The organism is Rhodobacteraceae bacterium Araon29, assembly GCA_039640505.1.
Lineage (GTDB): Bacteria > Pseudomonadota > Alphaproteobacteria > Rhodobacterales > Rhodobacteraceae > CABZJG01.
The window spans coordinates 554095-575999 of the sequence record CP046865.1; the positions used below are offsets into that span (position 1 = coordinate 554095).

Below are 21905 nucleotides of genomic sequence, written 5' to 3' on the forward strand. Positions count from 1 at the left end.
CTATGACGGGTTTGCTTGCCGCTCGACGGTGAATGAAAAATCCTTGGGATGATCAGCCCACACGATGTCATCTGGGATGCATTGCGGTCCGTTGAAAAACACGTTTGATCCGAAATACTTGTGCATCTTAGAGAGTTTTTCCATCCGAGGTGATGTTAGGGTTTCGTAAAATGCCATTTGTTCTTTGTTGTTTTTCAGCGCCGAGATTTTGTCTTTATGGGCCGCCACACAGCGATAATGCTGCCGCGCAATGTCGGGGTCTGCCATCAGCACCTTTAGCTTTTCTTCCATCATTGGAATGCGCTTTTGGATTGACAGGTCTTCGATTGTATTGTTGTTCATTCGAAACCAATAGGCGAGCCCCTGATCCCTATCGACATGGTTCACCCGCCCGCGATCGCGTTTGACTAAAAAGCTATCGGCGTTGCGCACCGCATAGTGATTGAGCGACACCAGATCATAGCCATAAGTGCTTTTTGTTGATCGCCACGCGTTGCGAAAGTCAGATTTGGGCAGCGGTTTTCCCGATCCATTGACCCAGCGGATATGCTTTAAAAGCTGAGGCTGCAGACCCTTTGGGCGATGCACCCCCATTTTTTTGAAACTTCCGGTGTTGCGAAATAGGGTTTTAAACCCCCAAGCGTGGTGCGGTTTGGGTGAGAATTCTGGCGCACAGCGGGTATACATCTTGATCGTAGGGTCTTCGCTAAATCCGTGCATATCCGAATTGCCAAATAGACGCCACGTACACGATATCAAATTTGCATCGCCAACCGCCTTATAAAGATCTTTTAGCTGCCCGTCGCCGACTTTGATATTTATAAACTCATCTACATCCATGCAGATCAACCAATCCGCTTTTTGCACCAGTGGCTCGTTTTCAGCGTCGCGCAGCGCGGCATGCTGCGGTTTGAGGTTCATCTTTTTATAAGGGTTTTGCCGGTGCTGCAAAACGCCCTTGGCTTGCAGCAAATCAAACATATCGTCTGTGCCATCGCTGCAATCATTGGTGTAGACCAAAAAATCTTGCACCCCAATAGCCTGATGATAGGCAATCCATTCAAGGATAAACGGGCCTTCATTTTTCATCGTTGTGACAATGGCAGTCCGGTTTCTGTCCGGCTTGGTTTGTTTTAAGTCGACCTTGGGGGAACGGACTGGTTTGTGCTCAAATATATTATCCGACATTGATAGCAGCGATGGGCTTTCAACCAAACTGGTTTTCGCCACCAACCTGCTAATGCGGTTCACCGGGTGGCGAACGGCCATATGGCGGTAAAAGCCGGCGGTGCTACACGCCTCTATTCCTGAGATGCGCAGCAGTCGAAGTAGGTTTTCCGGTGCCAAGCCTTGGGGGCTGACGCACCATCGGTTGCGAAACTTGGCTTTGTCAAATTGAATGCAAATGTGATCGGCAAATGTTGCCGCCTTGCCGCCGCGAACCCGCCAGGGATAGCAATGCCGCCCGATCAATTTGACCGCAGTGCCAGGGCTGGTTGCAGCGATATCAAAGGGTGTTTTGGGTACGCGGGATTTGCGCCGGCCCGGGGCTTCCAGAACCGGATCATAGAGCAGATCGCAAATATCGATGTTCATGATTGCCCGTGCATTTTGCAAAAACCGCTGGCGGGCGATTTCATAAATCGACATTTCTGCCAGCGGGGATGTCCACGGATCAGCGGCGGGCACTTTCATACGGTCCCGTCCAGGCGCTTCGCCAACACAAAATGGATGCGCCTCGGGCGGTAAATCGGCGGCGCCCAAAGGATGACCGCTTTCTACCACCAGCACGTGCAACGGTTTTTCACAGGCCTCGATTGCGGATTTTAGTTTTTTGATAAAGCCTTGGTCTTTTCCTTGGCGTGCACGGTTGAAAATCACCGCGCCATCCATGGCGAAAAAATCATAGTGGTATTCCAGCCATTCAAACACGTTTTCAACGGGCTCTCCATTCCGTGTACTGATAGCAATGTTTTTACCCGCAAATATATCAAACTCAGGCTGCGCAGCAGTCAAATGTTGCGGTAGTGCATCGCACCGAAGTATCGGCGCGCCGTTTAACATGACCGCCGAGATAAGGCTTTCGCCCACCTGCGCCTTGGCCGCATCAAGCGCGACCCCTTTGGCGAAGAACAGCGTGAAATGCGAGCCCTCATGGGCAGCTGGGCTTGCCACCACATCCAACAACTGCAAACCGCCAAGGGTTGCTGCGTTCAGCGCGCGAAGTGAAAATTGACCGCTGGCCATCAAACGCGATCCCTTAGGCATGGAAGGGTATTATTGCACATTTATAATTTTCAGTTCAATTGCTTGGGCTTTTGTTTAGGCCCATTTGAGTTTTAAAGCGCACTCCAACACTTTCAGTTTGTTTTTCATTGGCAGCCAGAAATCGGTTTAATTTTTTTCCATCCTTGTCATTTCTACCAATACGCATCGGTCGTTTGGGGAAAGGAATAGTTGGATGAGCTGCCTGCATCAAGTCTTTATAAAGTGCACTTTTTATACGACGTTCAGATGGATATCGCATCGTAAGGGAAATTAACTGGCGATCTGCAAATGGATTTACATACAGTCCTTTGGGCATAGACTGGAGTACAACTGAAAGGGCATTGCAATACAAGTTTTCAATGAAACATAAATCTTGTATCGCTTTGTCCTGTAAATTCGGAAGCCCATTGGCCCACTTCTTGTAGGATGACGACCACTCGCTGTTTTCAAAGTCAGAGATGGGATCCCTTCCACAAATTGATCGAATGCTCTCGGCCAGATCCGTTAAATCGACTTTGTGTAAACGCCCTCCAAGCATTTCCATAACGTTTCCGCGCAACACGATATCTGTGTCCTTGATAAGTAGTGTTGAAAGCATGGTGGGACGTCTTTCCATGGGCACTGCAAAACCCGCCCGAATCCAATTCCAAATTTGCGCTTGTTTGGCGGGTTCCACACAAAAATCACTTTGCTCGAAAAGCGATTTTGCATCGAGAAATTCATGATCAATACCCAGCTCGTCGCATAAACCGCGTGCAATGATCGCATCGTAACCTGAAATCCAGTTTGTTCGGTGCGTGAAAACCGAAGTAAATTTCAGGTTTCGGGATTGGGCCAGTAACAATAGAACACGTGAATCGTATCCTCCACTAATCGGAAGGCTTACCCGACCAAATTTTGAATAGCTTTCTAAGTTTCCCGCAAGTCGCTTGGAAATTTCCTGTACGACATCCAAACACTCTTCATCAGTCTCGCAAATTGGGTCCAGTTCAAACGGCCAAAAACGTGCGGTTTTATAGGTTTTTAGGTTTAGTTTGTGGTTGGGAGTAAGCCGCTTTACATCCCTATCGGGTGTTGCGCCAAAGCGAAAGACGGCCGTTCCGTTTTGCAAATCTTTTTCCGTGAAATTGTCGTAATGCGGTTTTAATTGACGCCGCAGGACAACGGGAATAGATGACCCTATAATGCCAGTTTTTGTATCAAATAAAATTCCCATATCCCCTACGGGATCCCCGTACAGAAATTCAGAATTTCTGCTTTTCAACAAAACCACATATTTTCCGCGTATATTGGTTAAGGTTTGTTCGAAGGTTTCTATGAAATCTGGGCTTTTTGAGTCTATTGGCAAAGTGAGCTCGGATCGAATTAATTCATCAGAAGGCCCAATGGCTATTCCCCAAAGCAGCCCGAATGATGTGCCACTTTTGTCTTCGAGGGTTGCCACCGGTAAGGCTGCCGAATGCCAAAGCGCCCATCCCGCATAACGGTGGTGGTTCCACCCTAAATGGCTATAATCTTTATCTGATTTTTCTAAAAAATATTGGCCATAGAACTCGTCATTGAATATGGTCCCATGCTTCGTGCAAATGGCCTCACCTAAAAGTTGGCCGGTTTGGGGTTGAAGCATCATTTCCATATTAAATTTCCGTCTCAGTAATTTCGCATAGTGTTAAAATTGGATCGGACTCTATTGTTTAAATCTCAATGGAAATTGGACCTTAGCCCATTAAGGGAGCTGACTTAGCGTCAATTCCATGCTTTTGAAGCAACTTTCCGATGAAACTGTCATTCGGAGGTGCTCCGTCATACTTAGTAATAAAAAACCTACGCATACGTCGCCCCCAAAAGTGGATAGAGTATGTGTCTTCTTCAAGTAATTCTTCGACCGGCCTGTTTGGACGTCCCATCATACGCCGGTCCTTAAATGGAACGGGATACAGAGTAGGCTGAGGCAGTGCATATTTCACCTGATTGTGATGTTTTAAAGCCCAGGTAAGTGCACGCGGTCCCCAAATGCCCCATTCCATTTCACCTGCGTGCCTAGGGTTGCCCGCATCTTTCGCAGCCTGAAGTTCTTTTCTTTGCCATTTCGGAAGCCACGGGGGAATACCATAAGGATCACTCGTAAGCTTGATCAAATCTGCTAGCACTTTGCCCCTCGCTGGCAATCGTAAAACGCCATTGTTTATTTCATGAGGGGCTGTCCATCCGTGGAAATGACCATTATCTGTTGTAAACGGGCGCACACAATAGGCATCCGTGTCTGCCCAAATAATATCTGAGTGTTTTGCAAGCATAAGATATCTAAATTTGTCGGCATGGGGTGCGACACTGCCCGTTCTAGTGTGAGTAATAAATTCTTCTGTCGAAAGGATGTCCCGCGCATCACAGACTTCAACGCCTTTTGGGACATTGGGAACGTCGTTATAAACATATAAACGCACGTTTTGTCCGGCATCTAGGAATGAAACAATGCAAAGTTGCTCTAAAAAACTCAGAGGGCCTTCAACCCATAGCATTCCAATTTTAAACTCTTTAGACACGTTAAACTCCTAACTGTCTTTTGCAGGTACGGAAATTATGAATTGTCCCCCGCGCCGGTCAAACTTGTAGCCATCCCCTAGTTGTTTGATTGCTTCAAAAACAGCTTCGCGTACATGGCTCCGATTGTTGCGTTTCCACCAGAAATCGTCGCCCGCTATCAAGCCCCCTGATTTGACTTTGCGCGCGCAAACAAGAATATCTTTCAGAACAAAGTCATAAAGATGGTTGCCATCTATGTAGGCCCAGTCGAAATAATTATCCGGGTAGGTCTCCATTACTTCCGCTGAAAAACCTTTCCTGATGGTGCAATTATCTAGCTTGCCTAGACCATTGACAATTTCTTCGTATTTCTGGCGCATCAACTCGTCACTAGCGTGTTGGGAATGTGTATGCTCCTCTTTTTTTGCAGCCAGCAAATCCCACGGGTCAATTAAAACAAGTTCACTTGGACCCGTAATATTCAGGATTTCAGCTGAGAAGTCGCCCTCCCAAACGCCAATTTCGGCACCTCGGCCACCTTTTGGCATCAGTTCATCCAGCATTTTTCGGCGCAATGCCAGCCGTTTGGGGGCTTTCATTTTTTGATCATTGGCCCGCACCATCTTTGAAACGATATTACCTTGTTCAAAAATTTTAGGATCGTGGTCTGCGGATAATTTGCCAGGCTCCATTTCCGGAGTGAGCATTTTCATTTCTTTTTCAATCCCTCGGTTTGAATTTTTCTTGAGAACATAATTTCCTAATTTAAAGGCGAGCTCTCTATGCCCTTTTTTTAGGGCACGTTGGAAAAGCTCTCTTTGATATCGTGGAAAACTACGCCTCGTTCGTAATAGCTTGTAATAATCAGTTGGAGTCAAAGTTCCTTTGAGCGCGCCCAAAACTATTGGACTTAAAATTCCCATTTGGCTCAACGAAGAACCAAGTCTATGGCCAAGCAATGGAGCTCTTAAAGTTACAATATTTTCGCCCGATAATCTTTTAACGTGTTTGGTATCCAGTGGTTCATAAGGATCATAAATTATGTATGCTTTTTTCGCCGCTGAAATTGTGTCAGAAGCATCACCGTATTTACCAGTATAGTCCCTGTGCCAAGCCGTTTTGTAACGTGTTTCCCACGGGACCACAGATTTATCTAAAGTGGTTTGTGGGCTGATAGCAACAACCTCACTATTGGGAATTGCTGCACAAAAAACGCAGGCTGCATAGCCACCCATGGATGCCCCATAAAGTACAACCCTATCGAATTTCTCAAAAAAACCATTTTCGCGGAGTTCATCAAACTGTTCAGATACCCAATTATTCCGATACCATGTCCACCCACCTGCCAAAACACCAAGCATTGACCAACCCTGTGCTTCTATAAAGGAAAATCCCCAAGGATGCCTATCTTTTCGTTTATCAATAGCTATATCAAGATTATCGAAAGTGATTACGAGGGTATTGCTGCGGCGCGGTGTATAGACGATAGAATGGCCCTCTGGGCCAGCCCTGTAGAATCCTTTGCTGCCAGCTAGTTTTTTTGCTATTTCCTCCCAGAGATCTTGATGCTTTTTATTATTATTTCTAGCTAAATTCTTCGCAGAACCATTCCTAATTTTTGTAATTTCAAAATCTGATCCAATTGGTTTTAGCTCAATGTCATTAGTCGTTTTCTGGGTAGTTAAATGACCATCAGGAGCGCTTTTTTCTTCATCTCCTGATGAAATGGTCGCATAAATTTTGCGAGCCGTTTTATCATTTTCCAAGAGCTCTTCAGCAAAGGAACGGTGTAATTCAAGAGCACTAAGATATAGTGATTTCGAGATTGGATCTTTCATTAACTCATCTAGTTCTAACTGAAGCTCTTGACTATTTTTCATCATAGATGTGTCTTTTTCCCCTCCAATATTCCATCGGTTCCAATAACCTAAGCCCACCATTGCACCATCGTGCGGGCGGCCTCTTGCGCGCTTTAACAAAAATGACTTTGCTGAACGAACCGCGTAATGATTGACTTGGGCTACATCTTGGCCCAGTTCTCCAAATAGATGTAATGGAGCATCATGCGAGGGTTTGTTCGGTGCCCAGATTTCATTCGCGCCATTTTTGAAAAATGGTCTATGGATTCCTAAACGCTCAACTGTTTCAGATGTTCGAAAAAGCGTTTTTATGAAACCTGATCTATTTTGGTCTTCTATGTCAGGATAATGAGCAGCATCATTGAATTTTTGAGTTATCAAAGGAGGTACAACTTCAGTTTCTCCTGAGGATGAAAAAAGTCGCCAGACAATTGGAATGACGTCGGCTTTAGGATACGCTTCAAAAAGGTCTGCGAGCTTTCCTGTACCTTTATGTATAGCTAGATACTCATCAACATCACAAACAAAAGCCCAATCAGAGTTTTTATAAATACTATGATCAAAAGCATACTTCAAAGCGGATTTATGCGGGCCGCGCTTGAGCACTTTGTTGCGCACATGGGTGACAATGCCGTTGTGCTGCAAGCGGTCCAGCAAAAGATCAGTGCCGTCACTGCAGTCGTTGGTATAAATCAGAAAGTCGGTAAAGCCGATCGCACGATGATAGGCAAGCCATTCTAAAATATAAGGCCCCTCATCTTTCATTGTTGAAATTATGAGATATTTTTTCTCACGGCTTTTGGATGTCTGCACAGTAAAATTTCACTTTTCCTAAATATTGAAATGACCTAAGCAAATTGTAATTTTATCTCGATACTGTTGCTTTATAAGAGCAACTCTTGGTTGTAAAATTAACTTTTGGTCATCACTCTGTCATTATTAATTATCTTTGTTTGTCTAAAGCACAGCGTTCAAACCCGCCAAGTCATGTTGGCTTAGACACTCAAACTATGTTCAAATTTCGACAAAATGCAGTTATCTTTGCGAAAACTCCCAGCATTCTATAGGATTTTTGGTTGAACATACGCCAAATCCCGCAAAACCACAGGCTTTTGCCAATTCTTTAATAACCGCTCTTGCGGTCCACAAGATACAAAAACGGTGCCCCGTTCTCGCCGCGGTGAATGTTTTCGGCAATTACCTGCGCCGAGGTTTTGGGCCGCGTGGCCGATGCTATATGCGGGGTAACCGTGACCTTGGGATGTGCCCAGAACAAATCATTGGTGGGCAGCGGTTCGGTGCGAAATACATCGAGCGTGGCATGACCCAAAGCGCCGCTATCCAGAGCGGCAAGCAGGGCCGCATCGTCGATGAGCGGCCCGCGGCCAGGATTGATCACCACGGCCCCTGGTGCCAGCAGGGATAGGGTTTGCGCATTGAGAATGTTTTCGGTCTGCGGCGTTTGCGGCAGTAGCAAAATCACGATCTCGGCGCCTTCAAGCACCGCCTGCAATCCGCCGCCGGCACTAAATGTGTCCATACCGGGTATATTTTTTGGCTGCCGGCTATAGCCGCGCATTTGAAATCCAAGCGCCAACAGCGCCTCGGCGCAGGCCATGCCCAAGGCCCCAAGCCCCAAAAGCGCGACGCGGCGGTCTTCAGCCAGCGGCTGTATGGCCTTGCGCCACATGCCGTCCTGTCCGTTTAGATGCACATCCATTCCCAGATGATGTCGCAAGGTATGCCCGACCACCCATTCCACCATGCCGCGGGTCAGCCCGTGATCTACCATACGCGCTAGCGGCATCTTCAAGGTGGAATTGCCGGTCACATCTTCAACCCCAGCCCAGAGATTGAGCACTGCTTTGCAGCGGGTAAAGGGGGTGAAATCCTGTACGTCGCTGCTTGGTGCATAGACAATATAATCCACGTTTTCGGCTGCGATATCCTGCGATAGATGAAAGCTGATGTCCCGCGCTTCAAGCGCATCGCTAAGCGTTGCCTGATAGCTGTGCCAGGTGTCACGGGTGGCAGAAAATAGAATATTTACGGTCATTTTTCTGACCTTGGTCGGTGCACATGGGCTGATTGTATAAGGCCGAAACCAACCATCAGCACCAGCATAGCCGATCCGCCCCAGCTGACCAGTGGCAACGGCACGCCAACCACCGGGGCAAGCCCCATGACCATCGACATATTCACCGCGAAAAACAAAAAGAAATTCATCGAAATGCCCAGGATGAGCAGGGATGAAAACCGATCACGGTTTTGCCATGCGGATGACAGACAAAACAGCAGAATTAAAAGATACATTCCAAGCAGTGAAATGCCGCCGATAAATCCCAGTTCCTCAGCCAAAGTGGTGAAAATAAAATCGGTGTGCTTTTCTGGCAGAAAATTCAACCGCGATTGCGTGCCCTGCATATACCCGCGCCCGGTCCATCCGCCAGAGCCAAGCGCAATCTTGGACTGGGTGATATGATATCCGGCCCCCAGCGGGTCAATGGCCGGATTTAAAAAGGTGTCGATGCGCCGGAATTGATAGTCTGCAAGCATTTGCCAAGTGGTGCCGCGGCTTTGAAAAACACTGACCACCAAAGCAATTACCCCACCAAGAACTGCGGCAAAATACGCCCAGTGCACACCGGCAAGAAACATTACTGCGCCGCCCGTGGCCAGCAGCAGCAAAGCCGTTCCCAGGTCGGGTTGCCGCAGAACCATGGCGGTGGGGACAAGAGTAATAACAATGGGGATCAACACCCAAAGCGGATGCGAAATCTTGTTCAACGGAAGGCGGTCGTAATAAAAGGCCAGCATCATTACCAAACCGATTTTGGCCAATTCTGAAGGTTGAAGGCGCATAAACCCAAGATCAATCCAGCGCTGTGCGCCCATGCCCGTGGTGCCAATAAATTCCACCAGAACCAAAAGCACAAGCGCTACCGCATAGCCTAAAAATGACAGGTTTCGCCAAAACCAAATTGGAATCATCGCGATAAAAACCATCAACATGAAAAAAGCTGCAAAACGCTTTATCTGGGTGGCTGCCCAGGGGGAAAAAGACCCACCTGCCACTGAATAGAGCATTAAAACCCCGACCGCTGCGGTGCTGACCACCAGCAAAAGCAATGGCCAGTTTAGATATATCAGTTTGCGCAGCCCGGTCGGAACGGTTTTGACCCGATATTCAAGATAGCTCATGCGCGGCCCTTTCGCGCAGAACTTAAATCCGGTTGCTTATCGCGCAATTCGCGCTGCTGGCGGGCTATTTTGGCGCGGTCTTCTTTAGGATAGGCATCTAGCGGTGGCTCGCCCTCGTAAAGCGCCTGCAACGTGATATCTCGTGCAATTGGCGCGGCAGCTTTTGATCCACCGCCGCCATGTTCCACCACCACGGCTACGGCGATTTTTGGGTCGTCATAGGGGGCAAAATTTAAAAATAATGCGTGATCGCGCCGATCCCAATCCAAATCTTCGTTCGCTGTGACCCCGCGCGCGCGCTCTTTTTCTGAGATATTGCGCACCTGACTGGTGCCGGTTTTGCCGGCCATGCGAAACTCTTCGGTTGTGATGCGCGATGCAAAGGCGGTGCCGCGGCGGTTATTGCTAACCTCAAACATGGCGCGGCGGATGAAGCGCAGATTGTTTTCACTTACCGGTAGAGGTTCTGCCTCGGGGACATAGATGGTTTCCCCGCCAACCCGTTTGATCAACTGCGGTTTAATATTTTTACCGGTGGCCAATCGGGCGCTCATCACTGCCAATTGCAGCGGCGAACATAGAACAAAGCCCTGACCAATGGATGCATTCACCGTATCGCCGATCACCCATTCACGGCCGCGGTTTAGAAGTTTCCATTTTTTGTCTGGTGCGAGGCCTTTAGACTCGGCCGATAAAGGCACATCATGCCGCACCCCAATGCCAAAGGTTTTGGCCATTTGCGATATTTTCTCAATGCCGACCTTTAGTGCCAGGTCATAGTAATACACATCGCAGCTTTCGCGCAGCGATTTTTCAAGGTTCATATTGCCGTGGCCGCCGGCCTTCCAGCAGTGGAACTTTCGATCAGACACTTCCAGATGGCCGCGGCACATAACGGTATCTTTGGGGCTAATCAACCCGGCTTCCAATGCGGCCAGCGCAGTAATCATCTTAAAAGTTGAGCCGGGCGGATAGGCATCCTGAACCGATTTTGAAGCTAGTGGCCGTCGCTCATTATCGCGCAGCTCTGCATAATCGTTCAACGATATGCCTCGGACGAATTTATTGGGATCATAGCCCGGCGAAGAGGCAATCGCCAATATATCGCCCGTGGTGCAATCGATCACCACGGCAGAGGCGCTGTTTTGACCCAAACGGGCCTGAACATAGCTTTGCAGCGCCGTGTCGGTCGAAATTTGCAGGCTACTACCCGTGAGGCCCTCTTGGCGGTCCAGCTCGCGCATGATCCGGCCTACGGCGTTGACTTCGACCCGGCGCGCGCCGGCGCGGCCGCGCAGTTCACTTTCATATTTAGACTCAATGCCAACCTTGCCGATTTGAAACCGGGGAATGCGCAGCAGCGGATCGGGGTCATCGCGGCGTTCAAGATCGCGGGTGCTGACTGGGCCTACATAACCGACCACATGGGCAAAATTTTCGCCAAAAGGATAACTGCGCGACATTCCTACATCTGGGGTCACCCCCGGCAAAGCAGGTGCGTTGACCGCCACCTTTGAGATATCAGACCAGCTGACCCGGTCAATGATGGTCACAGGCAAAAACGGCGCGCTGCGCGCCAGTTCATTGCGCGCCCGGGCCAAAGTTGCGTCGCTTATGGGCACCAATTGGACCAGCTTATCAAGCACGTCATCTACATCACCGGCCAGTTCTTTAACCAGCGTGATGCGGTAGCTCGGTTCATTTTGCGCCAAAATCAACCCATTGCGGTCGTAAATTTCACCCCGCTGGGGGGGCAGCAGCCGCACATTGATCCGGTTCTCTTCGGCCATCAGTTGATATTGATCGGCCTGTTCAATTTGCAGATATCGCAGCCGCCAGCCAAGAAGCCCGGCAAATCCAAGCTGGGCGCCGCCGACCAGCAAACTGCGCCGGTTGATCCGGCGCCGATCATGTTTGATCTGATCCTCAAGCCGTTTCATGTCCGTTCCCCTGCGGTGGCTTCAAGGTCCCCAAATCCAGCGCGGCGGACTTTTAACACCACCTGCGCAAACAGCACCACAACAGGGTAAAACAGGGCAGTGGATAGTAATTCGCTAAGCGTCAAAAAGGCTTTTGGCATTGGCAACATAACAATTCCAAGGCCCCACCGGGTACCCAAAAGCACCACCGCAATAGCCAGGGCAACGTATAGATATTCTTTTACAAAGGGAAACTCTTCGGCGCGGCGACTGCGCCTTTTAACCCATTCACTTGCCATCAGCATCAAGGCCGCAAACAAGCCCGGAGGTCGGTTGAGCATCAGATCCTGAAACAAAAACACCACAGCAATGATCAGCATTGGCACATACTGCGGCCGGCGGATGCAACAGACGAAAGTCACGCATAAAAGCACATCCGGCATTACCCAAGTGGAAGGCAGGGTATTGAGCGGCAAAAGCTCTGCAAAGGTCAGCAGCAGCGCCAGAAAAGCAAATCCGGCGCAATAGGCCCAGGTTTTTAACAGTGCGGTATCAATCATTTCCGCTCTCGCTTGGCTCTGCGTCGCTTTTGGGCATCACCAAAGCTCCGGTATCTTTGATTTTTACTGTCTTTTGATCGCGTAAGATCTGCAAAAACTCAAGCCGCTCGAAATCTGCAGATAGTCGAACGCGCAAACGTTTTTTGGGGTCCTGAGCCAGTTGTCCGATCAAAAGATCTGGCGGTAATAGCCCGGCATCACCAGAGGTGAAAACCCGATCCCCCGGGCGAGCCAAATTGCGGTTTTCAAGAAAATCAATCACGGGCGCGGCCGAATTATCGCCCGACACAAAAGCGCGTTGTCCCGATGGCTGGATCACCGCGGGTATGCGGCTTGTGGTATCGGTGAGTAAAATAACCCGGCTGGTTTTTTGTCCAACCCCTGAAATGCGTCCCACAAGTCCCAACCCATCCATTGCCGCCCAGCCGTCCTGAATACCATCGTTACTGCCAACATTTAAGAGGACAGATTGGCGAAAAGGTGATCCGCTGTCGGCCATCACAATACCGCTGACACGGGTGAGCTTGGGGTCGAGTTGTAGCTGGTTCAAATCCAGCAAACGGGCATTTTCTTGCTCAAGCTGACCGGCCGCCTCTTTCCACTTTTTCATCTTTTGCAACTCGCGTCGCAGTTCTTGGTTTTGCGTGTACATGCTTTGATAGCTTTGCAGGTCGCGGATCAGCTTGGCAGCTTGTGTGACCGGAGCCATCACCCAATCGACCTGCGGCAACACCGTGTCGATAATCTGAGCACGAAACCGTTCAACGCGCGGGTTATCTATCCGCCAGATGAGAAAAATCACCAGCAGCGCAAGCACAAGAAGCCCAAGCAAAACCCGCTTTAGCGTGCCGATATAATCTTCTTGTCCTGTGCGATCCTGTACCAAATAAACCTCTTGGTCACATTGGTGCCCGATTAGCTGTCATAGTCGATGGCATGGCGCAGTTGGTGCTCATATTCTAAGGCTTTGCCAGTGCCCATGGCCACACAATTGAGGCTTTCGTCAGCGATCGAGATCGCCAGCCCAGTTTTTTCACGCAATGCGCGATCCAGATCGCCCAGCAAAGCGCCGCCGCCAGTGAGCATTACGCCGCGATCTACAATATCAGCAGCCAGATCAGGCGGCGTTGCTTCCAATGCTGTCATCACCGCTTCGCAAATCTGCTGTACCGGTTCGCTTAGCGCTTCGGCCACTTGCGCTTGGGTTATTTCCGTCTCTTTGGGCACCCCGTTTAGCAGGTCACGGCCGCGTATCATCATTGAAGCGCCACGACCATCATCCGGCATGCGCGCAGTTCCAATAGAAGTTTTGATCCGCTCAGCGGTGCTTTCCCCGACCAACAGGTTTTGTTGGCGGCGCAGATAGCTGACAATGGCTTCGTCCATCCGGTCGCCGCCAACCCGGACCGAGCGCGCATAAACAATATCGCCCAGCGATAGAACCGCCACTTCGGTGGTGCCGCCGCCAATATCAACCACCATATTTCCTGTGGGGTCAGTGATCGGCATACCGGCCCCAATGGCCGCTGCAATCGGCTCGGCCACCAAACCCGCGCGGCGTGCGCCCGCTGAAAGCACTGACTGGCGGATGGCACGTTTTTCCACCGGGGTTGCCCCATGCGGAACACAAACAATTATTTTGGGCTTTGAAAAGGTTGAGCGGCGGTGCACTTTGCGGATGAAATGTTTGATCATTTCTTCGGCCACATCAAAATCTGCAATCACACCTTCGCGCATGGGCCGAATAGCTTCGATGCTACCCGGGGTGCGCCCGAGCATCAATTTGGCGTCTTCCCCAACCGCAAGTACCTTTTTGACGCCGTCTTTGACATGATAAGCCACCACTGAAGGTTCGGATAAAATCACACCGCGGCCTTTCACATACACCAAAGTGTTTGCAGTGCCGAGGTCAATCGCCATATCTTGAGCGAAGATGCCGGTTAAATTTCCGATCCCAAACATGATGTTCTGTCCCTAAAATTATTTTTTTGCTGCGACTCTCTTGTGGTCGCATGACCCCTTATAGAACCGGAATTAAATTGGCGAAAGTGGGCATCGTTTTAATTCGGCGGAAAATGACCTGCGATCAGCCCTTTGGAAACGGAAAATCGCGTATTTTTGGACTGGAGAATAGGGCTATTGAAATTTAAGACTGTTTGGCGTTTTTATGGATCAAGGTCGGTTTTGTGCCTTTTCCGGTCGGAGCGATCACGCGTTTAGATCGCCAGTTGGCGCATATCAGGACCAACGATAGTGTGAGGAGATAGCAAAATGAAAACCCATGTCAAAGCCCTTGTTGTTGGCGGCGGCGCCGTTGGAACTTCGATTGCCTATCACCTTGCGCGGGCCGGATGGGAAGATGTTGTTCTTTTAGAGCGCGATGAGCTGACCTCGGGATCTACCTGGCATGCAGCCGGTCTGCTGCCGCTCTTTAACATGTCCTTTGCCACAACCCATATCCATCAATATTCGGTCGAGTTCTATAAACAGCTCGAAGCCGAAACCGGGCTTAATGCCGGATTTTCCATCGTTGGCAATCTGCGCATGGCGCAAACCAAAGAGCGGATGGATGAATATATGGTCTATGCCACCACGGCCGAGACCTGCGGCGTGCCCTATGAATGGCTCAGCCCAGCGCAGATCAAAGAACGCTATCCGCTGGTTAGATCCGAGGATCTGGTGGGCGCGATTTATCATCCGACCGATGGCTATATCAATCCGGCCGATGTCACCATGGCGATGGCCAAAGGCGCGCGCCAACGCGGCGTGACGATCGAGCGTAAATGGCAGGCCGACGCCTATGAATGGACCGGCAGCGAATGGAAAGTCACGCTGACAAAAATGGTTGAACAGGGCGGCAATCTGGTGGCTTCGGATGAGCAGATCGTGGTCCATGCCGAACATGTGGTCACCGCCACGGGCAATCATGCGCAGCGCACCGCCAAACTGTTGGGCATTAAAACCCCGGCCATTCCGGTCGAGCATCAGTTTATCGTCACCGAACCGGATGCGGCGCTGGTGGAATGGCGCAAAACCAATGGCGAGCACCCGGTGCTGCGCGATGCAGATGCCAAATGGTATGTGCGCGAAGAGCGCGGCGGCTGGATCCTTGGCCCCTACGAGCGCAACGCGCCAGCGCGGTTCGAGCACGGCGTGCCGGACAGTTTCCGCGCCGATCTCTTTCCGCTCGATCTTGAGCGCATCGAAGAAGAATATATGTCGATGATCCACCGCATTCCCTCTTCGGAAACCGTGGGGCTGAAAGACGACTACAACGGGCCGATCTGCTATACGCCGGATGGCAATCCGCTGGTGGGTCCGGCCCCGGGGCTGCGCAATATGTGGCTCGCCGAAGGCTTTAGCTTTGGCATCACCGCTGCTGGCGGCACCGGCTATTATCTGGCGCAGATGATGGTCGAGGGCGAGGCCGAGATCGATATGGCTTCGCTTGATCCCAAACGCTACGGCAGTTGGATGACCACCGAATATGCGGCGCGTAAAAATGAAGAATGCTATGAGCACGTCTATATTCTGCACCACCCTGATGAAGAGCGCGAAGCCTGCCGCCCGCTGCGCACCGCGCCGGCCTATGACCGGCAAAAAGCGCGCGGCGCGCAGTTTGGCTGTGTCAACGGGTTTGAGCGGCCGAATTATTTCGGCCCGCTGGATGCGCCAGACAGTTTTGACCACGATGCGCGCAGCTTCCGGCGCGGCGGCTGGTGGCAATATGCGGTGGATGAAGCCCGCGCCATCCGCGAAGGTGTCGGGCTGATCGACGCCACCGCCTTTACCAAACATCGCGTCAAAGGCCCCGGCGCCACCGCATTTCTGGACTGGTTCACCTGCAACAAACTGCCCCGCGTGGGCCGCATCAACCTAACCTATGCGCTTACTGCGGCGGGCACCACGCGCACCGAATATACCATCGTGCGGCTTGCCGAGGATGACTATTACCTTGTCTCGGCAGGTGCATGGACCGACTATGATGGCGACTATCTGCGCAAGGCCGTAGCCGATAAAACCGATGAGCTGGGATATATCGAAGTGCAGGATGTGACCATGCAATGGGGCGTCTTTGCCATTGCTGGCCCGAAATCGCGCGATGTTCTTAGCGCAGTGATCAAGGACGCCGATCCCGCCAGCGCGCTGTCGAACAAACGCTTTCCGTGGCTGTCGGCGCGCCAGATCGAGCTGGGCATGTGTCCGGTCAATGCCATCCGCGTGGCCTATACGGGCGAGCTGGGCTGGGAATTGCACCACCCAATTGAAATGCAAAACTACCTTTTTGACCTGCTCGAAGCGGCCGGCGCGCCGCATGGGATGAAGCTGGTGGGCGGCCGTGCGCAAAACTGGCTGCGGCAGGAAAAATCATACCGCGCCTTTGGCACCGAACTGGGCCGCGATGCCACCCCGCTTGAAGCGGATCTGCCGCGCTTTGTCGATCTAAACAAAGAGTTTCAGGGCCGCGATGCAATGCAGGCCATTGGCATTCGCTCGAAATGCGTCACGCTGCTAATCGACGGGCCGGAAGATGCCGATCCTTGGGGGCGCGAAGCGCTTTACGCCGCAGACGGCACACGGGTCGGCCGCCTGACCTCGGGCGGCTATTCGGTGGTGTTTAAAAAATCCATCGGCATGGGTTATGTGCGCCCCGAGCATGCGGCGGTGGGCAACAAGCTAAAGGTCAAAATCCTGGATCAGCTGTGGGATGCAGAAATTGTCGAAGACAGCCCCTACGACCCCAAAAACGCGGTTATTCGGGTGGATGGGTGAGGGAGTTCTACCTCTTCGTTGTAATATCTAAGCTAATGTAAAGGCTTATTTTTTCTTGTTGGGTCTTTGCGTTAATGCAGAAGCCGCAGCCGTTTTGGCAGCTTTAGATGATTTAGGGTTTCTAAGCACCTTTGATGCTGCAGAAGCAGCTTTTTTACTTGTCACTTCAGAGTTTTCTTTCGCCATAAGTGATTTCCTATAAAAAATAACTGTTTTTATTCACTGCAATGGTATATCAATCTATCTTTAGTAGAAACGAAGTTATTTCAATACCCCATAAGATTCATTCAACATGGATAACCAAAGTAATATCAAGGTAGCCTTACAAGAAAATCCATTACGAATTGGAGTTTCTACCCGCGCTCTTTTTGATCTAGAGAAAGAACATAAAATTTTTGAAGACGAGGGCGTAGTTGCCTATGCGGAACATCAACTGACAATGGAGAACAAACCATTAGAACTGGGTTCGGGCTTCCAAGTAGTCAAAAGAATTCTTGCTCTAAATGAAGAAGGATCAAAACCATTCGTTGAAGTTATTTTATTGTCGAGAAATTCCCCTGACTTATCTCTGCGAGCATTTAAATCTATAAAGGATAACTCCCTCAGTATAAAGAATGGTAGTTTTACAAGTGGGCGTCCCCTTGCCCCATACATAAAAGCTTGGAACATTGATCTGTTTCTGTCTAATGAAACTACGGATGTTCAATTAGCGGTGGACTCTGGAATAGCTGCCGCGAAGTTAAGTCCATCACCAATTGATAGAGAAATCATGCAAAATGACAGAGAACTGCGTTTTGCCTTTGATGGTGATGCGGTTATTTTTGGTCCAGAATCGGATCAAATTTTTGAGAACGAAGGCCTTGATGCCTTTTTCGCTCATGAAGAAGAAATGGCCAAAGACCCAATGCAAGAAGGCCCATTTGGGAAATTTCTCAAAAAGCTATCTAAGCTTCGTGAACTACATATGAACGAAAAGGGAATAAGCAAAGTCCGGCTTTGCCTTGTGACCGCGCGAAATGCGCCAGCACATGAAAGGGTTATACGCACCTTTCGAGCATGGGGAACTCCTGCAGATGAAGCACACTTTGTTGGTAAGAACCAAAAAGCACCATTTTTGAAAGCAATGAGAGCACACATATTTTTTGATGATCAAAAACAACACATATCAGCCGCAGAACGTGTTGTTCCATCAGGTCATGTTCCCGGGCCGCACTCTGCAGATAAACCTGTTATCCCGGCGGGTTGAATATTACTGGCTGCTTAGTGGTGCAGTGAATTTGCTTTCAAAGCTACACATCGTTCTGTTCTCGAATGTCTCTATCTAAAGCCACAACACAGACGGTTCAAAAGCCAAAGGCTGGCGTAGCAAAATAGCCTCAAGAATGGTAATGTGCTGCGTTTAGCACTCTGGTGAGGACGTGGGTAATACCGGATTATTACAGCGCGACTTTTTGTCAAAAATGCACCCGCCCGAAGCCAAAGGCAGTGGCGCAAGCCCAGTCGAACGCGGCGCAAACCCCCGCTTTTGGCAGCAAAATTCCCACCTGCGCGATACTGCCGCGATACCGACGTGAAACCGATGCGGTTTTTGGGCCTTAATCCGGCCTAGAAAACCGATAGAATTTCATCCAGCGGCTTTTTCTTTTTGGCCGCTTGGGGGATTGTCGCGCTGTCGCTGGGATAGCCCACCGGAATAATCATCACTGGCTTTTCATTGTCTGGCCGCTGGCAAAGATCATTGAGAAACTTCATCGGATTGGGCGTATGTGTTAGGCACACCAGCCCCGCATGATGCAGCGCCGTGATCAACATGCCCGTGGAAATCCCAACGCTTTCAGGCACATAGTAATGTTTGTGCCGCGCGCCTTCACTATCGATACCATAGCGCTGGGCAAACACCACGATGAGCCAGGGCGCAATGGTCAGATGCGGCTTTTCCGCCCCCGTTCCAATCGGCTCAAGCGCGCTAATCCAGGCATCGCCGCCGCCGCCCGCATAAAAGGCGCGCTCTTCTTCCTCGGCCGCCGTACGGATTTTGGCTTTCATATCAGGGTCTTGAATGGCGGCAAAATGCCAAGGCTGCTGATTGGCCCCCGACGGCGCAGTGCCCGCCGCCGCAATGGCATTTTCGATCACCTCTTTGGGCACAGGCGTGTCCGCATAGTCGCGCACCGAATGGCGCATTTGCATATAGGTTAAAAACTGCTGCGACGCGGCGATGGCTTCGTCTTTATCTAGCTGCACCTTATGCGGCAGGGGGATCGGTTCATACGACATTGCTTTCTTTCATAAACTTCAAATGGCTTTGTGCTGCCACTGCTTTTCGACAGCTATCATTCGGCAGTATGGCAATGGTTTTACTATGTTTTTTGCAGGTCATGCCACCTTGCGGATGTAGGTAAAATCGCATAGGCAGAGCACGAAAACAAGAGCGGGGAGCGCAAAATGGCAGGGTTAATCTGGGGTGGTGCATTGGTGTCGCTTATAGGGCTTTCAGGGCTCTTTTACTGCATTTTCAAAGTCGCACGCGCCAAGCGGTCCGGGATCGATGATGAGGCGCTGAAGGCTGTGCTACAATCCGTTGTACCGGTCAATTTGGGCTCGTTGCTCTTGTCTGTTTTAGGGCTAATTTTAGTGGTCATTGGGGTATTTTTTGGATAGAAAATCCGCCGGCCGATAGTGCGTTAATCCAATGATTTAACTACACAAAATGGTATCAAAAGCTAACCGCCAAAAGATTGCGCTGCTTTAACCCAGCTCATAGCACTTTCAATATTAGGCGGCAAAGAAACAGCCACTTCTGATGTGAAGTCTTTGAAGGCCTGTTCGTTAAGCTGATTAAGTCCGACAATAACCGGGATGTCCTGAGACAGCGCCTCGGCGATTACTTCGCGAAATCCGCGCCCTTGGGCTTCGTGTTTGCCAAATTTGTTAATGATCAACACATCTGCACCGTTGGCCAAGCTTTCTTTGGTATGACCTACGGCCAATTCCAAGGCAGACGGGTCTAAACGGCATCCCTTCGATTCTTTCCCTAAAGACTGAGAAATGCGGATCGTTGGACCATGGGGAAGCACACGCACGTCCATATCGCATCCGGTACAATCGTCGCGGTCTGAATTGATTTGCACAGTGCCGCAGACGCTAAAGCCCGACGCAGCCAATTCTGTTGCAACAGCAGCAAGTAAAAGGTCGGTGCCGCCACGGCTTGGTTCCATCGTATAGGCTATTTTCATTTAGAAATACCTTGTGTCTTTGACATTTTAGACCGATCCGGCCCAAGACAGCTTTACACAAAAATCGCGTTCAGTACGAGGAAAATCACGGCAGATAAGAGCGCAGCTGCAGGCACTGTGATAACCCAAGCGGCGATAATGGTCATAAAATGCGACCGGCGTACGAGTTTGCGGCGTTTTCGCTCTTCAGGGGCAAGCGTGCCTGATTGGGTCAATTTAGCCAATTTTTGGGATCGGCGTTTGACTTCATATTCGCGGTAAAACCCAACCCCGAACACAGCCCCAACAGCAATATGTGTGGAGCTGACGGGCAATCCGAGCCAAGAGGCAACAATCACAGTGATCGCTGCGGAAAGGGCGACGCAATAGGCACGCATTGCATTTAGTTTGGTGATCTGGCTACCAACCATACGGATCAGCTTTGGCCCGAACAAAAACAAACCAAAAGAAATGCCAAAGGCGCCGATGATCATTACCCAAAGCGGGATGGCAACTTTGGTTGCGGCCCCGTCAAATTCCAAAGCATGCACAATGGCGGCCAAAGGCCCCACCGCATTGGCCACATCATTGGCCCCATGGGCAAAAGATAAAAGTGCCGCCGAAAAAATAAGGGGCACATTAAACAGGATCTTTAGGGATTTATTGCGATTTTCCAGACCCTGAGATTGCCGGTTTATCAGGGGGCGAGAGACAAAATACAAAAGGAGCCCAATACCCGCCCCAATGGACAGAGCAAGACCCAGATCAATTTTGTAAATCCGCTTAAGGCCCTTGAGCGCCAGATAAGATGCAAAGGCCGCTGCCATAATCCCGATGAGCACTGGAACCCAGCGCCGTGCAGCGGCAATTTTATCTTCCTGATAGATGATTTTTACTTTAATAAACGCCAAAAACAGTGCGGCGACAACGCCGCCAAGTACCGGTGAAATCACCCAACTGGCGGCAATTTTGCTCATGGTAGCCCAGTTTACTGCGCCAAAACCCGCAGCGGCGATCCCTGCGCCCATGACGCCACCGACCACAGAATGGGTGGTGGATACTGGCGCTCCGACATAGGTTGCCAAATTGACCCACATCGCCGAGGAAATTAGCGCAGCCATCATTGCCCAAATGAATATCTCGGTTTCGGCAACACCGGCTGGATCAATGATACCTTTTGAGATTGTGCTCACAACATCACCGCCCGCCAGCAGCGCGCCGGCGCTTTCCGCCACAGCCGCAATCACAATTGCGCCGCCCATGGTCAATGCATTGGCACCCACGGCTGGCCCCATATTGTTGGCCACGTCATTGGCACCAATGTTCAGAGCCATATAGGCCCCAAAAATTGCGGCAGCAACAATGATCAAAAATGGCGGTTGCTGCCAAAAAACAAGCGCTGCGAATAGACCCGCCATAATTAAAAAGACTAAGGCAATGCCTATACCGACTATGGGTTTGGCAACGAACTGTGTGGCCAATTCAATTTGACCGAAACGACCAAGGTCTCGGTCCAATGTTTTCCATTGGTTTTGAGTTGGATCAGACATAAAAATCCCAATACTTATGTCAGCAAAGGCAGTGTTT

16 protein-coding genes are annotated in these 21905 nt (G+C 50.2%); 3 read left to right on the forward strand and 13 right to left on the reverse strand.

Annotated elements, in window-relative coordinates:
* The 10 genes from GN278_02490 to GN278_02535 all read right to left on the reverse strand — a co-directional run bounded on the left by GN278_02490 (position 1) and on the right by GN278_02535 (position 14292).
* On the reverse strand, positions 1–2247 hold the full coding sequence (locus tag GN278_02490) for a glycosyltransferase family 2 protein (protein ID XAT59785.1): 2247 nt from the start codon (positions 2245–2247) through the stop codon (positions 1–3).
* A gap of 55 nt (positions 2248–2302) precedes the next feature.
* Positions 2303–3904: a hypothetical protein gene (locus GN278_02495; GenBank protein ID XAT59786.1), complete on the reverse strand. Its 1602-nt coding sequence runs from the start codon at positions 3902–3904 to the stop codon at positions 2303–2305.
* An 82-nt stretch (positions 3905–3986) separates the two neighbouring features.
* Complete coding sequence (locus tag GN278_02500) at positions 3987–4787, reverse strand: hypothetical protein (GenBank protein XAT62512.1); 801 nt, start codon at positions 4785–4787, stop codon at positions 3987–3989.
* Between the two features lie 33 nt (positions 4788–4820).
* Positions 4821–7463: a hypothetical protein gene (locus GN278_02505; GenBank protein ID XAT59787.1), complete on the reverse strand. Its 2643-nt coding sequence runs from the start codon at positions 7461–7463 to the stop codon at positions 4821–4823.
* A 310-nt stretch (positions 7464–7773) separates the two neighbouring features.
* Positions 7774–8706, reverse strand: coding sequence for a glyoxylate/hydroxypyruvate reductase A (locus GN278_02510; protein ID XAT59788.1), 933 nt, complete (start codon positions 8704–8706; stop codon positions 7774–7776).
* A complete protein-coding gene (gene rodA, locus GN278_02515) occupies positions 8703–9851 on the reverse strand; it encodes a rod shape-determining protein RodA (GenBank protein ID XAT59789.1) in 1149 nt (382 codons plus the stop codon). The genes GN278_02510 and rodA overlap by 4 nt, the downstream gene beginning before the upstream one ends.
* A complete protein-coding gene (gene mrdA / locus GN278_02520) occupies positions 9848–11791 on the reverse strand; it encodes a penicillin-binding protein 2 (protein XAT59790.1) in 1944 nt (647 codons plus the stop codon). The genes rodA and mrdA overlap by 4 nt, the downstream gene beginning before the upstream one ends.
* Positions 11788–12330 carry a rod shape-determining protein MreD gene (locus GN278_02525; GenBank protein XAT59791.1) on the reverse strand — a complete coding sequence of 181 codons (543 nt, stop codon included), beginning with the start codon at positions 12328–12330 and terminating at the stop codon, positions 11788–11790. The genes mrdA and GN278_02525 overlap by 4 nt, the downstream gene beginning before the upstream one ends.
* Positions 12323–13216 (reverse strand): rod shape-determining protein MreC, encoded by an 894-nt coding sequence (gene mreC, locus GN278_02530; protein XAT59792.1) that lies wholly within the window; start codon positions 13214–13216, stop codon positions 12323–12325. Before mreC ends, GN278_02525 begins: the two co-directional genes overlap by 8 nt.
* Positions 13217–13245: 29 nt before the next feature.
* Positions 13246–14292 (reverse strand): MreB/Mrl family cell shape determining protein, encoded by a 1047-nt coding sequence (locus tag GN278_02535; GenBank protein ID XAT59793.1) that lies wholly within the window; start codon positions 14290–14292, stop codon positions 13246–13248.
* Between the two features lie 309 nt (positions 14293–14601).
* Between GN278_02535 and GN278_02540 the strand changes: the two genes are divergently transcribed.
* Positions 14602–17103, forward strand: a complete 2502-nt coding sequence (locus GN278_02540; GenBank protein XAT59794.1) for an FAD-dependent oxidoreductase — start codon at positions 14602–14604, stop codon at positions 17101–17103.
* A gap of 292 nt (positions 17104–17395) precedes the next feature.
* A complete protein-coding gene (locus GN278_02545) occupies positions 17396–18349 on the forward strand; it encodes a 5'-nucleotidase (protein ID XAT59795.1) in 954 nt (317 codons plus the stop codon).
* A gap of 359 nt (positions 18350–18708) precedes the next feature.
* Here GN278_02545 and GN278_02550 read toward each other — a convergent pair whose 3' ends face one another.
* Positions 18709–19380: a nitroreductase family protein gene (locus tag GN278_02550; protein XAT59796.1), complete on the reverse strand. Its 672-nt coding sequence runs from the start codon at positions 19378–19380 to the stop codon at positions 18709–18711.
* A 168-nt stretch (positions 19381–19548) separates the two neighbouring features.
* Here GN278_02550 and GN278_02555 point away from each other — a divergent pair, with 168 nt between their 5' ends.
* Positions 19549–19764: a hypothetical protein gene (locus GN278_02555; GenBank protein XAT59797.1), complete on the forward strand. Its 216-nt coding sequence runs from the start codon at positions 19549–19551 to the stop codon at positions 19762–19764.
* 62 nt (positions 19765–19826) lie between these two features.
* Here GN278_02555 and GN278_02560 read toward each other — a convergent pair whose 3' ends face one another.
* Both GN278_02560 and GN278_02565 read right to left on the reverse strand, forming a co-directional pair.
* The gene (locus GN278_02560; GenBank protein XAT59798.1) at positions 19827–20339 is read right to left on the reverse strand and encodes a DUF2478 domain-containing protein; all 513 of its coding nucleotides are present in this window, start codon (positions 20337–20339) and stop codon (positions 19827–19829) included.
* 53 nt (positions 20340–20392) lie between these two features.
* A complete protein-coding gene (locus tag GN278_02565; GenBank protein XAT59799.1) occupies positions 20393–21868 on the reverse strand; it encodes an inorganic phosphate transporter in 1476 nt (491 codons plus the stop codon).
* Between the last annotated feature and the right edge of the window lie 37 nt (positions 21869–21905).

What these genes read in the sequence shown, in the direction of transcription:
- GN278_02490 (XAT59785.1), bottom strand. Translation starts at nt 2,247, where the DNA reads ATGGCCAGCGGTCAATTTTCACTTCGCGCGCTGAACGCAGCAACCCTT.
- GN278_02495 (XAT59786.1), bottom strand. Translation starts at nt 3,904, where the DNA reads ATGGAAATGATGCTTCAACCCCAAACCGGCCAACTTTTAGGTGAGGCC.
- GN278_02500 (XAT62512.1), bottom strand. Translation starts at nt 4,787, where the DNA reads ATGCTATGGGTTGAAGGCCCTCTGAGTTTTTTAGAGCAACTTTGCATT.
- GN278_02510 (XAT59788.1), bottom strand. Translation starts at nt 8,706, where the DNA reads ATGACCGTAAATATTCTATTTTCTGCCACCCGTGACACCTGGCACAGC.
- rodA (XAT59789.1), bottom strand. Translation starts at nt 9,851, where the DNA reads ATGAGCTATCTTGAATATCGGGTCAAAACCGTTCCGACCGGGCTGCGC.
- mrdA (XAT59790.1), bottom strand. Translation starts at nt 11,791, where the DNA reads ATGAAACGGCTTGAGGATCAGATCAAACATGATCGGCGCCGGATCAAC.
- GN278_02525 (XAT59791.1), bottom strand. Translation starts at nt 12,330, where the DNA reads ATGATTGATACCGCACTGTTAAAAACCTGGGCCTATTGCGCCGGATTT.
- GN278_02535 (XAT59793.1), bottom strand. Translation starts at nt 14,292, where the DNA reads ATGTTTGGGATCGGAAATTTAACCGGCATCTTCGCTCAAGATATGGCG.
- GN278_02540 (XAT59794.1), top strand. Translation starts at nt 14,602, where the DNA reads ATGAAAACCCATGTCAAAGCCCTTGTTGTTGGCGGCGGCGCCGTTGGA.
- GN278_02545 (XAT59795.1), top strand. Translation starts at nt 17,396, where the DNA reads ATGGATAACCAAAGTAATATCAAGGTAGCCTTACAAGAAAATCCATTA.
- GN278_02550 (XAT59796.1), bottom strand. Translation starts at nt 19,380, where the DNA reads ATGTCGTATGAACCGATCCCCCTGCCGCATAAGGTGCAGCTAGATAAA.
- GN278_02555 (XAT59797.1), top strand. Translation starts at nt 19,549, where the DNA reads ATGGCAGGGTTAATCTGGGGTGGTGCATTGGTGTCGCTTATAGGGCTT.
- GN278_02560 (XAT59798.1), bottom strand. Translation starts at nt 20,339, where the DNA reads ATGAAAATAGCCTATACGATGGAACCAAGCCGTGGCGGCACCGACCTT.
- GN278_02565 (XAT59799.1), bottom strand. Translation starts at nt 21,868, where the DNA reads ATGTCTGATCCAACTCAAAACCAATGGAAAACATTGGACCGAGACCTT.